Below are 10,850 nucleotides of genomic sequence, written 5' to 3' on the forward strand. Positions count from 1 at the left end.
AGGAAGAGCGATGGCTGATATCACGCTCAATGCTCCCAAGCTTTTCGATTTGTCCGCACAGGTCGCCATCGTCACCGGTGCCGGCAGCGGGATCGGCCAGAGAATTGCCGTCGGTCTGGCGCAGTGTGGTGCAGACGTTGCCTTGCTGGATCGTCGTACCGACGATGGCTTGGCCCAGACGGCGGAATTTGTTCGGTTAGCGGGGCGCAAGTCGATCCAGATTGCTGCCGACGTGACGAGCAAAGAGGCTCTGGCCGACGCTGTCAGCCGCACGGAAGCCGAACTGGGAAATCTGTCTCTTGCGGTCAACGCTGCCGGCATTGCCAATGCCAACCGCGCCGAGGATATGGAAGAAGACCAGTATCAGACCCTGATGGATATTAATCTCAAGGGTATTTTCCTGTCGTGTCAGGCGCAGTCACGCGCGATGCTCAAACACGGCAAAGGCTCCATCGTCAACATCGCCTCCATGTCAGGCGTCATCGTCAATCGCGGCCTCAACCAGGCGCATTACAATGCCTCCAAGGCGGGCGTGATCCATCTGTCGAAATCGATGGCGATGGAATGGGTTGACCGCGGCATTCGCGTCAACACCATTTCTCCTGGCTACACCGCAACGCCCATGAACACACGGCCCGAGATGGTGCATCAGACGAAGCTGTTCGAAGAGCAGACGCCGATGCAGCGTATGGCGAGTGTGGACGAGATGGTCGGTCCGGCTGTTTTCCTTTTGTCAAATGCCGCCAGCTACGTCACGGGTGTTGATCTGCTTGTCGATGGCGGCTTCTGCTGCTGGTGATGTGGCGTCTCGTTCTGTCGTCATTCAACGTACACTTCACACGGAGGTCGCAATGGCCCGGTTTCACAACAAGACGGTCGTCATCACGGGCGCTAGCCGGGGCATCGGTGCCGCAATTGCAAAGCGCTTTGCAGAGGAGGGGGCCAATTTGGTCGTTTCCGCAAATGAAGAGGCAGTCCACCTCATTGCAAAGCAGATCCAGGCAGATGGTGGCAAAGCCATATCCTTCGTTGGCGATGTGACCAGCAAGACAAGTGTCGTTGACCTTTATGACGCGGCCGAGACAGCGTTCGGCTCCGTTGATGTCTCAATCCAGAATGCCGGCGTCATCACGATCGCCAAGGTTGAAGACATGACTGAAAACGAGTGGGACAAGGTTATGGCGGTCAACACGAAGGGTGTTTTCCTGTGTGCCCAGGAAGCCATTGCCCGCATGCGCAAACACATGCGCGGCGGTCGCATCATCAACACGGCGTCCGGCCAGGCGCGCGATGGCTTCATCTATACGCCTCACTATGCGGCATCCAAAATGGGTGTCGTCGGCATTACTCAAAGCTTAGCGAAAGAGGTGGCCGTAGAAGCCATTACCGTCAACGCATTCTGCCCTGGCATCATCGAAACCGATATGTGGGCCTATAATGACGATGTATGGGGCAAGTTGCTGGGTAGCTACGCGCCTGGCGAGCTTATGAAGGAGTGGGTCCAGGGCATTCCGATGAAGCGGGCAGGGTCAGGCGCAGATGTCGCCGGTCTCGTTACGTTCCTCGCAAGTGATGATGCCGCCTATATCACAGGCCAGACGATCAATGTGGATGGCGGTTTGATCATGTCCTGATACAGCGAGAAGCGCTCCTGCGCTCGATATCTCGCTGATGCTTCCTCCAATGGGTTGCTGTCTCGCCCCGGCTTTGTGGTGACGGAGGGGATCAAAACGGCTGGCATTGCCGGCTCGGATATAAAGTCGCGACTATTTCGCCTGTTGCGGCAACACCATGACGGTCGATGTGCCGTGGGCCAGCACGCGCCCGTCGGCATCGGTAATCTTGCCTTCCGCCGAGATAATCGTTCGCCCTCTGTTGACGACACGTCCCTCGACGCGCACCGTTCCGGTGTCAGCTCTGATCGGCCGCGAGAAGTTGGCCTTCGTTTCGATGCTGGCAAAGCCGACACCGGCAGGCAAGGTGGAGTGCGCGGCGCAGCCTGTGACCGTATCGATAAGTGTCAGTGCCCACCCGCCATGCACACCGCCCAACGGATTGAGCAGATGGTCTCCCGGTGTGGCTTCAAACAAAACTTCGCCATCGCCGACCTCGATCATTCGGAACGACATGGTTCTGGCAATCGACGGCGCAGGCAATTCGCCATCGATGATTGCCTGCAGATGCTGTTTACCAGTCATGCCCGCGATCTGTTCCAGTGTGGCAATGCCGAAGACCGGATTTGAGGGTATGCTCATTGCCTATTGTACCTCTATGACGACTTTGCCCTTCGCGCGTCCGGCCTCGACATAGGCCAGGGCTTCGCCTGTCTTCTCAAACGGAAAGATTTTGTCCAACACCGGCTTGATGATGCCGCTCTCTATCAGGCTTGTTATCTCTCCCAGTTGGCGACCATCGGCACGCATGAACAGGAAGTCAAAACGAACGCCACGTTTCGCAGCTTTCCGGCGCACACCCGAACTGATGAGACGGATGACCAGTCTCATGAACGGGTTCAGCTTCATGGCTGTTGCAAAGGCTGGATCCGGCGGGCCGGAAATGGAGATGAGGCGACCGCCCGGCTTGAGCACGCGCAGCGATTTCTCAAGTGTCTTCTGGTCCTGACTGTTCAAGACGAGATCATAGTCAGAAAGGATAGTTTCGAAATCCTGCGTCTGGTAATCGATGACGACATCCGCGCCCAGGCTTTTGACCAGTTCGGCATTCTTGGCGCTGGTGGTGGTCGCCACCGTTGCACCGAGATGTTTGGCAAGTTGAATGGCAAACGTGCCGACACCGCCCGAACCTGCCTGAATGAAGACTTTCTGTCCCTTGCGAAGCTTGCCGATTTCGACCAGCGCCTGCCAGGCTGTGAGGCCGACAAGCGGAATGGAAGCCGCCTCCGCCCAGTTGAGGTTGTTCGGCTTCAGTGCAACATCGTTTTCATCGATTGCGATACGCTGCGCGAAGGTACCAACGCGGTGGTCTCGCGGACGGGCGTAAACCTCATCTCCTATCTTGAATTGGCGCACACCGGGGCCGACGGCGGTAACGGTCCCGGCTACATCATGGCCCAGAATAAACGGTGGCTTGTATGGAAGGATAAGCTTGAACTCTCCGTCGCGGAGCTTGGAATCCAGCAGGTTCACGCCGGTCGCCTTGATCTCAACGAGAACGTCGTTGCGCCCTGCAACTGGCTCTGCCGTCTCAACGAGGCGCAGAGGTCCACTCTTTTTGTATTTTTCAACTATGAAAGCCTTCATCGGCTTCTCTCCAATTTCTGAGTTTTCTGTGTCAGTTTCTCGAAACACTTCGACGGCTTGGTCAGTTCACTCCAGACCGAACTGCTTGTGCAGAACCTTGTCGAAAAGCGACCTTGGCAGAAACCGGCGGGCGAATGCGCCTTGCTGTACGGACTTGCCGGAAGCATATCGCAGGTCCGGCTTGTCGGCCAATGCTGCTTTAAGGATGGTTTTCGCGACGTCCTCCGCCGTATCAGCAGCCTTCATCGCTTTGGCGTAGGCGACATCATATTTGATACGCAGTGCATCATAATCGCTGAGCGGCGCATCCGCAGGGATGGCACTGGACTCGAATGAGGTATTGGTCGCGCCCGGCTCTATGACAACAACCCTGATCCCGAAGCCTCGAACCTCATGGTCCAGCGATTCCGAGTAGCCTTCGAGAGCATGTTTGGTTGCGGAATAATGGGTATTGAACGGCGCGGGGATGAGGCCAAGCCCTGATCCGACATTCAGGATACGCCCGCTACCCTGGGCACGCATGATGGGCAAGACGGCATTGGTCACCCGCGCGACCCCGAGGACATTGGTGTCATAAAGCGCGCGGACCTGATCGATCGAACTCTCCTCGGCAGCCCCCAGAATGCCGAACCCTGCATTGTTGATCAAAAGGTCTATGCTGCCGAGTTCCGCATGGGCCTGGGCAACGGCCGAAGCCACGGATGTATCCGATGTGACATCACATGCGATCAAGCGAATGCCATCGCGTACCTCGTCAGGCTTTGCCGTGCGGCTCGTTCCAATCACACGGTAACCGGCTTTCATTAGTGCTACGGCTGCGGCCTTACCGATCCCGCTCGACGCACCCGTCAAAAACGCTGTTTTTTGATTTTTGTTCATCGTCAGTTTCCTGTCTCTTCGCCGTCTCAACTGTCCGTTTGCATAAATGCAAGAGCATGTTGGGCATTTTTGATTATGATCATAATTATTAAATCATAGGTGATCGCTGAATTCGAAAATGTCAAGCCTGCGCCATGCAAATAAGTGAATGCGAGCCGCAAGATCCGAGTTTTGAGGGGGCAATACCTTTTCGCCGGGATTTGGTGACGCCTTCATATGTATGGGTGGAGATGTGCTTCAGACATTGGAGCTGGTGAATCACAAACCGATTCAGTCCTCAGCAGGGTTCAAAGACTTAGCCAAGCTCGCGACAAGATCGAAGAACCGTAAAACAATCCTCTTGACTTAATGATGATGATCATCATATATAAAGATGACGAACATCATCAAACTTAAGGTTTGTTCCTATTTTTGCTCGCAGGTGCGCAAAGAAGCAGATCGAGGTGAGCGGCATGGGCAGCTGGCAGCGGAAGGCAGCCTTGGCGGCCGTATCGAGTGGAATAGGCAGGGCAGTGGCTGAGGTCCATGCAGGATATCACCGAGCAAGCAGTTTGGCCTGCAGTTGGGCACGACTGAAGGAACCCGCAGCCCTGCACAAAATTATCAAGCGAAGTCTGCACTTTATATGAGGCGAGACATGTCCAACAATACCAATATTGCACGAGCCAGCGCCCTTTACATACATGCGCCAAATCTAACGATTACCGTCGGTGGGGTCCCGTTCGCCTACCGGGAGCTTGGGTTGAAAGAAGGCGTTCCGATTGTCCTCCTCAATCACTGGGGTGCGGTGCTCGACAATTTCGACCCGCGCATCGTTGATGCGCTAGCGCTCCAGCATCGGGTGATTGCGATTGATTATCGTGGCATCGGCGGGTCGGGCGGAGATGCGCCACTCACCGTTGGCGAGATGGCGCAGGACACGATCAGCCTGATCCGGGAAATGGGTTTCGAGACTGTTGATCTCATGGGCTTTTCGCTGGGAGGTTTTGTCGCACAGGATGTTGCTCTCAATGCTCCAGGTCTAGTGCGAAAATTGATCCTCGCTGGCACCGGTCCTGCGGGAGGCAAAGGCATAGACCGGGTTGGAAAGGTCTCCTGGCCGCTGATCCTCAAGGGAATGCTGACCATGCGTGATCCGAAGACGTATCTGTTTTTCACCTCTACGGCCAACGGCCGTCAGGCCGCAGCGGCATTTCTAAGTCGTCTTAAAGAGCGCAAATCCGATCGCGACAAAGCTCCGACGCCGAAGGCGTTTTTGAGGCAACTCAAGGCCATCACCGCGTGGGGTCGGCAGGCACCGCAGAACCTTGGCGCCCTCAAAATTCCGGTCCTGATAGCCAACGGTGACAATGATATTATGGTACCGACGGCAAACAGCATCGACATGTCGAGACGTATTGCGGGTGCTGAACTCATTGTCTATCCCGATGCGGGACATGGCGGCATCTTCCAAAATCACGCTGCCTTCAGCACAGCCGCTTCGGCTTTCCTTGCCGCCTGACGGCGCATACAGGTGTCGCCTGGAATCGGTAAGGTCGGCAAGGGCAGGGGTTCTTTACCCAGGCGGGGTAGACCTTCGTCATTCAGCTTGCCAAACATCTGGGTACGACAGTCGCAACAACCATGAGATCAAAAGATCTCTGGCCTATCGCCGGCACCATTTCGCCGTTCGAACAATGCGATAATGCATTGGCAGTTGAAATATCCTGTCTCATTCTTGACAGATATGATTATGATCATCATCTATAATTGCGGTCACGTTCAAGATCGTTAAATCCGAAGCAAACAGAGAGTTTACGCATGTCCTCCAAACCCACAGTCCTCATCACCGGCGCTTCCACCGGGATCGGTGCAATGTATGCCCAGCGGTTCGCAGAGCGTGGACACAATCTTGTGCTTGTCGCCAGAAATGTTGAAAAGCTTGAGGCGAATGCAGAACTGCTCAGGCAGACTGGTGTTTCAGTTGAGCTGTTGCCTGCCGACCTGACAGACGAAACCCAGCTGCTGTCTGTTGAGAAGAGATTGCGTGACGATTCCTCGATCGGCATTCTCGTCAACAATGCAGGTGGCACTGTCGGTGGCACATTCGTCACACAAAATATTGATGATCTGACGAAGCTGGTTACCTTGAACGCCACCAGCGTGCTACGCCTCGCGCATGCCGTCGCGCCACGCTTTGCGGAAAAGGGTGAAGGCGCGATCGTCACTATCAGTTCGGTGCTGGCGCTGGCTCCTGAATGGGGTCTATCCGTTTACACGGCGACGAAGGCTTTCGTGTTGTCTCTGTCGCAAGCCATGCACACCGAGCTTGGACCTCAGGGTGTCTACGTTCAGGCTGTGGCTCCGGCGGCAACGCGAACCGACATCTGGAATTTCCTGGACGAAGACAAGCATCCGCCGATGATGGAAGTCTCCGATCTGGTCGACGCTGCCCTTGACGGTTTCGATCGCCGCGAGGTCGTGACAATCCCGCATCTGCATGAGGAGGCCCATTGGCAGGCTATGGAGAATGCCCGAAAGTCGCTCGTGCAGGATACGGGTCATACCACAGCCGCCAGTCGGTACCTCGCGTCGAAGTGACGTGAACGCAAGCTCTCAACGTAAAGGATAAAGGTATGAGTTTCAAAGCTCTGCTAGCGACAAAAGCTGGCGATGCGATTTCGGCAAGCATTGTTGATTTCGATGAAAACGACTTGATGGCTGGCGATGTGACCGTTGCGGTGGACTATTCTACGGTCAACTACAAGGATGGCATGGCCCTCACAGGTTCTCCGCCGATCATCAAGACCTTTCCCCTAATCGCTGGTGTGGACTTCGCCGGCGTCGTTGAGGCTTCCACCTATCCGGGCATCACTGTTGGCGACCGTGTCGTCGCCAACAGTTGGGGCCTGAGCCAGACCCATCATGGTGGATATGCCCAAAAGGCAAGGGTGAGCGGCGACTGGCTTGTGAAGCTGCCGGAGAATATTTCCACGAAGGACGCAATGGCTCTTGGAACGGCCGGCTATACCGCGATGCTCTGCGTTATCGCGCTTGAACATGGTGGCCTGACACCTGAGCGGGGCGATATACTGGTGACGGGTGCCAATGGCGGCGTCGGCTCGATTGCGATCGCCCTTCTGTCAAAGCTGGGTTATCGCGTTATCGCCTCGACCGGGCGGCCACAGGAGGCTGACTACCTGCGCGCACTCGGTGCCGCAGACATCATTGATCGTAAGACGCTTTCGGAACCCGGCGGCCCAATTGCCTCCGAGCGCTGGGCAGGCGCTATCGATTCTGTCGGAAGCCATACACTTGCGAACGTGCTGGCGCAGACAAAGTATCGTGGTGTCGTCGCCGCATGCGGCCTTGCGCAAGGCCTGGATCTACCGTCAACGGTCCTGCCGTTTATTCTGAGAAACGTCACGCTCGCCGGTATTGATTCCGTCAACGCACCTCAGGAAGTCCGGCTTGAGGCCTGGCGTCGCCTGTCCCTCGATCTCGACTTTGAGAAGTTAGCCAAAACCGTGACGACGGTCGGGCTTTCGGATGTTGTTGCGCTCGCTCCCACGATTCTGCAGGGCGGCGTAAAAGGCCGAACCGTTGTTGACGTGAATGCGTGAAGGCGGGCGGGGGGCACAGGAAAACTTGTCTCCCCGCGCCATTTTATAGTCGCGATGATTTGCGGGTCATCCGCTGCGATGTACCCAGAGGGGAGCAAAAGGCGCCATGAAGGTCACGCGTGAGCAGGTCGCGGAAAACAGGCGGCGCATACTCGATTCAGCGAGCAGGCTTTTCCGAAGCAAGGGGGTAGGCGCTGTCAGTGTGGCGGAAGTGATGCAATGTGCAGGCTTGACTCATGGTGGCTTTTACGGCCATTTTTCGTCAAAGGACGATCTGGTCGCGCAAGCGCTGCTGCATATTTTGACATCTGACGCAGAAGGGCCGTTTAGCCTTCTTGGCTACCTTGAGCAGTACCTCTCCGCTGACCATCGAGATAATCCTGGAGAGGGATGTCCGTTCGCGGCACTTGCATCCGAAATGCGACATCAGAGCCCGCAAGCTCGGGCGGTGATGACGGCAGGTGCCCGTCAAATCATAGACATGATGTCAACCGAAGTATCTCCAACTGCTGAAGCGGCAAACGGTCAGACAGTGATTGGGCACTGGGCGGCAATGGTCGGAGCTACGATTCTTGCAAGAGCTGTCGATGACAAGGAACTTTCAGACAGGATACTGGAAGAGACACGCCGGTTTGTTGCCTCCAGCGTAACACAAGTTAACAATGTCGATCCTGAGAGAGAATTCAGCCAATCGCTTGGCTCATCAAGGGAAGACTGACACCCCTATCTCGCCAAGATCGACTTGGCCACGACATCCATAATTTCCGTCGATAGGGCGCTATTTTCCACAGCACGCGCCAGTACCAAAGCGCCAACCATCGTGGCCATTGTCGCAATCGCTGCTTCCCGACTGGATGTCCCGGCCTTTGCGTCGACGATGGTCTGAAGCAACGCAAGTTGATCTTCGACGCCACGCTGCATGACTTGGCGAACCTCCGGGCCATGACGCGCTGCATCCGGCCCAAGCGCTGCAAAAGCACAGCCCTCCGACACACCATCACGATGCTGGTCGGATAAATAGACGCCGACAGCCTTTTCCAACGATGCACGCTTGTCTTGCCCGATCAACGACGACACTCGCTGTACGGTCTGATCCAGCGCCGCCTGCGTCGCTTTGGCGATGAGGTCATCCTTGGATTCGAACTGCTTGTAAAAGCCGCCGTGGGTCAGGCCAGCCGCCTGCATCAGCGTGCTGACGCCGACGCCATCGAAGCCCTTTTCTCGAAACAACCGGCTGGACGTCTCGATAACATGGTGCCGGTTTTCCTCGGCCTTTTCCTTTGTGACTTTCATGGCTTTGATCTCAGTTCATTGAATGCCACTTATATATGATGAACGGCATCTTACTCAATAGCTGTTGTACATCGAATCAGCATGGGAAGAAAACAGCCGAAAGCCCAATCAATCGTTTCCTGGTCGCCACGTGGCGTATATCGCAGGATACACGCCTTGAAGCGCGAACTGTTGCTCGCCGATGCGACGTGACCGACACGGGTATTTCGACTTGTTTTCGGGATCAGGCCTCACTCACATCCCCTCAGTGTCCTGGTCAAATTTCCGCTTCGCCGCTTCTATTTCGGGGGCATGGATAACGGACCATTGGAAGATTGCCTGAAAGGGAGCCTTTAAGGACTCGCCGAGCGGCGTGACGCTGTATTCCACCGCCACCGGCGACGCCGTTATGACGCGGCGTTCCACAAGACCAAGACGCTCCAGCCGACGTAGCGTCTGTGTCAACGCCTTTTGCGTAACGCCCCTCAACTCACGCTTCAGCGCGTTAAAGCGCATTGGCCCTGAGCACAATTCCGCAACGATGAGGATCGACCACTTATCAGCAATTTGGTCAAGGATCAGCCGGCTGAGATGATCGCTTAATTCTGTCTGGCATTTTGCATCTGTCATTGTGGTTTACTTCTCTATACCTGGTGTACTCAAAGTACCTAATTGACACTTGGTTTACATTTTATACCTTAAGCCCATCCGTTTTACAAACAGAGAGTACGCATCATGAAAGCAGTCCGTTTCCACGCAACCGGTGGACCTGAGGTTCTCGTTTACGAGGATGTTGCCGATCCAGTGCCTGGCCCCGGTGAGGTTCTGATAAAAGTCGAGGCGGTCGGGATGAACTACGCAGATGTTATGCGCCGCCGCGGCGACGACTATCCCGATCCCTCGCCTACACCGTTTATTCTGGGAATTGAGGTGGCAGGTACGGTTGCTGCCCTCGGCGAAGGCGTAAACGATATCCCCGTCGGCCTTTCGGTGGTCGCAGTGCCGGGGTCCCGCGGCTACGCACAATATATCACCGTTCCGGCTGCGACAGTCATTCCGCTGCCCGAGGGTTTTGATTTCGTTCATGCCGCAGCGCTGCTGGGACATGGCCTGACCGCATCTATCGTGTTGAAGCACGTGGCAAAGATACAGCCGGGTGAAACCATTCTCATCGAAGGTGCGGCTGGTGGTGTCGGCTCGTTCGCCATTCAGCTTGCCAAGCACTATGGGGCTGGCAAAATTATTGCGGCCGCCAGTACGCCTGAAAAGCGGGCGAAAGCGAAAGCGCTCGGCGCTGACGCAACGGTCGACTATACCAAACCTGACTGGGCGCTAGAGGTTCTCCGACTGACCGACGGTCACGGCGTCAACATCGTCATCGAGACCACCGGTGGAGAGACAGTGAATCAGGCGTTGGACGCATTGGCGCCATTCGGCCGAATGATTTTTCTCGGCCAATCGAGCGGACAGACGGCGCTGATCGATCCGTGGCGTCTGACCTCTATGAACCACACCGTTACCGGCTTTTACGTCAACGGCTTTGCGGGGGACCCAGACCTGCTGATGTCCGAAATCGGTTCGTTGATCGGCTTGGTAATGAGCGGCGAGGTCAAGATTCAGGTCGGACTGGTGCTCCCCCTATCAAAGACCGCAGAAGCGCACCGTTTGCTAGAAAGCCGGCAGACCACTGGCAAGGTTGTGCTGAAACCTTGGGATGCCATTTAACAAGGAAACGCTCTAGGTGTTCAGTCCCGGCATTTGATGGATCGGATTTAGGATGAAACGATTTGGCTCGATTGTCCATCGTTTGCAGATGAACTCGTATGGCGTGAGGCCC

Annotated in this window: 12 protein-coding genes and 1 pseudogene; 7 read left to right on the plus strand and 6 right to left on the minus strand. The window is 55.8% G+C overall.

Annotation, left to right across the window (positions count from 1 at the left end; translation table 11 throughout):
- The first annotated feature begins 10 nt into the window (after positions 1-10).
- Both GGQ73_RS22355 and GGQ73_RS22360 read left to right on the plus strand, forming a co-directional pair.
- Entirely contained in the window at positions 11-799 is a 789-nt protein-coding gene (locus GGQ73_RS22355; protein ID WP_174155861.1) for an SDR family oxidoreductase, read from the plus strand.
- A 52-nt stretch (positions 800-851) separates the two neighbouring features.
- A complete protein-coding gene (locus GGQ73_RS22360; protein ID WP_183897922.1) occupies positions 852-1,634 on the plus strand; it encodes an SDR family oxidoreductase in 783 nt (260 codons plus the stop codon).
- A gap of 132 nt (positions 1,635-1,766) precedes the next feature.
- Here the strand turns inward: GGQ73_RS22360 and GGQ73_RS22365 are convergent, their stop codons facing one another.
- From GGQ73_RS22365 to GGQ73_RS22375, 3 genes are all read right to left on the minus strand, one after another.
- Positions 1,767-2,255 (minus strand): PaaI family thioesterase, encoded by a 489-nt coding sequence (locus GGQ73_RS22365; RefSeq protein ID WP_183897923.1) that lies wholly within the window; start codon positions 2,253-2,255, stop codon positions 1,767-1,769.
- 3 nt (positions 2,256-2,258) lie between these two features.
- Entirely contained in the window at positions 2,259-3,260 is a 1,002-nt protein-coding gene (locus tag GGQ73_RS22370) for an NADP-dependent oxidoreductase (protein WP_183897924.1), read from the minus strand.
- A 66-nt stretch (positions 3,261-3,326) separates the two neighbouring features.
- Complete coding sequence (locus tag GGQ73_RS22375) at positions 3,327-4,139, minus strand: oxidoreductase (protein WP_183897925.1); 813 nt, start codon at positions 4,137-4,139, stop codon at positions 3,327-3,329.
- 637 nt (positions 4,140-4,776) lie between these two features.
- Here GGQ73_RS22375 and GGQ73_RS22380 point away from each other — a divergent pair.
- From GGQ73_RS22380 to GGQ73_RS22395, 4 genes are all read left to right on the plus strand, one after another.
- The gene (locus GGQ73_RS22380) at positions 4,777-5,640 is read left to right on the plus strand and encodes an alpha/beta fold hydrolase (RefSeq protein WP_183897926.1); all 864 of its coding nucleotides are present in this window, start codon (positions 4,777-4,779) and stop codon (positions 5,638-5,640) included.
- Between the two features lie 299 nt (positions 5,641-5,939).
- Complete coding sequence (locus GGQ73_RS22385) at positions 5,940-6,719, plus strand: SDR family NAD(P)-dependent oxidoreductase (RefSeq protein ID WP_183897927.1); 780 nt, start codon at positions 5,940-5,942, stop codon at positions 6,717-6,719.
- 35 nt (positions 6,720-6,754) lie between these two features.
- Entirely contained in the window at positions 6,755-7,741 is a 987-nt protein-coding gene (acuI, locus tag GGQ73_RS22390) for an acrylyl-CoA reductase (NADPH) (RefSeq protein ID WP_183897928.1), read from the plus strand.
- A gap of 106 nt (positions 7,742-7,847) precedes the next feature.
- Complete coding sequence (locus GGQ73_RS22395) at positions 7,848-8,459, plus strand: TetR/AcrR family transcriptional regulator (RefSeq protein WP_183897929.1); 612 nt, start codon at positions 7,848-7,850, stop codon at positions 8,457-8,459.
- Between the two features lie 5 nt (positions 8,460-8,464).
- Here the strand turns inward: GGQ73_RS22395 and GGQ73_RS22400 are convergent, their stop codons facing one another.
- The gene (locus GGQ73_RS22400; RefSeq protein ID WP_183897930.1) at positions 8,465-9,034 is read right to left on the minus strand and encodes a TetR/AcrR family transcriptional regulator; all 570 of its coding nucleotides are present in this window, start codon (positions 9,032-9,034) and stop codon (positions 8,465-8,467) included.
- 234 nt (positions 9,035-9,268) lie between these two features.
- Positions 9,269-9,643 carry a winged helix-turn-helix transcriptional regulator gene (locus GGQ73_RS22405; protein ID WP_183897931.1) on the minus strand — a complete coding sequence of 125 codons (375 nt, stop codon included), beginning with the start codon at positions 9,641-9,643 and terminating at the stop codon, positions 9,269-9,271.
- A gap of 105 nt (positions 9,644-9,748) precedes the next feature.
- Between GGQ73_RS22405 and GGQ73_RS22410 the strand changes: the two genes are divergently transcribed.
- Positions 9,749-10,738 carry a quinone oxidoreductase family protein gene (locus GGQ73_RS22410; RefSeq protein ID WP_183897932.1) on the plus strand — a complete coding sequence of 330 codons (990 nt, stop codon included), beginning with the start codon at positions 9,749-9,751 and terminating at the stop codon, positions 10,736-10,738.
- Positions 10,739-10,750: 12 nt separating this feature from the next.
- On the opposite strand, the pseudogene GGQ73_RS22415 reads toward GGQ73_RS22410, so the two are convergent.
- Positions 10,751-10,850: pseudogene (locus GGQ73_RS22415) on the minus strand (IS481 family transposase); the annotation flags it as partial.

Source organism: Rhizobium skierniewicense (genome assembly GCF_014196515.1).
In the GTDB taxonomy this organism is placed as follows: Bacteria; Pseudomonadota; Alphaproteobacteria; order Rhizobiales; family Rhizobiaceae; genus Agrobacterium; species Agrobacterium skierniewicense.

Bases quoted from the DNA above. Each gene is read 5' to 3' on its own strand.
- GGQ73_RS22355 (WP_174155861.1), top strand. From the start codon at position 11: ATGGCTGATATCACGCTCAATGCTCCCAAGCTTTTCGATTTGTCCGCA.
- GGQ73_RS22360 (WP_183897922.1), top strand. From the start codon at position 852: ATGGCCCGGTTTCACAACAAGACGGTCGTCATCACGGGCGCTAGCCGG.
- GGQ73_RS22365 (WP_183897923.1), bottom strand. From the start codon at position 2,255: ATGAGCATACCCTCAAATCCGGTCTTCGGCATTGCCACACTGGAACAG.
- GGQ73_RS22370 (WP_183897924.1), bottom strand. From the start codon at position 3,260: ATGAAGGCTTTCATAGTTGAAAAATACAAAAAGAGTGGACCTCTGCGC.
- GGQ73_RS22375 (WP_183897925.1), bottom strand. From the start codon at position 4,139: ATGAACAAAAATCAAAAAACAGCGTTTTTGACGGGTGCGTCGAGCGGG.
- GGQ73_RS22380 (WP_183897926.1), top strand. From the start codon at position 4,777: ATGTCCAACAATACCAATATTGCACGAGCCAGCGCCCTTTACATACAT.
- GGQ73_RS22385 (WP_183897927.1), top strand. From the start codon at position 5,940: ATGTCCTCCAAACCCACAGTCCTCATCACCGGCGCTTCCACCGGGATC.
- acuI (WP_183897928.1), top strand. From the start codon at position 6,755: ATGAGTTTCAAAGCTCTGCTAGCGACAAAAGCTGGCGATGCGATTTCG.
- GGQ73_RS22395 (WP_183897929.1), top strand. From the start codon at position 7,848: ATGAAGGTCACGCGTGAGCAGGTCGCGGAAAACAGGCGGCGCATACTC.
- GGQ73_RS22400 (WP_183897930.1), bottom strand. From the start codon at position 9,034: ATGAAAGTCACAAAGGAAAAGGCCGAGGAAAACCGGCACCATGTTATC.
- GGQ73_RS22405 (WP_183897931.1), bottom strand. From the start codon at position 9,643: ATGACAGATGCAAAATGCCAGACAGAATTAAGCGATCATCTCAGCCGG.
- GGQ73_RS22410 (WP_183897932.1), top strand. From the start codon at position 9,749: ATGAAAGCAGTCCGTTTCCACGCAACCGGTGGACCTGAGGTTCTCGTT.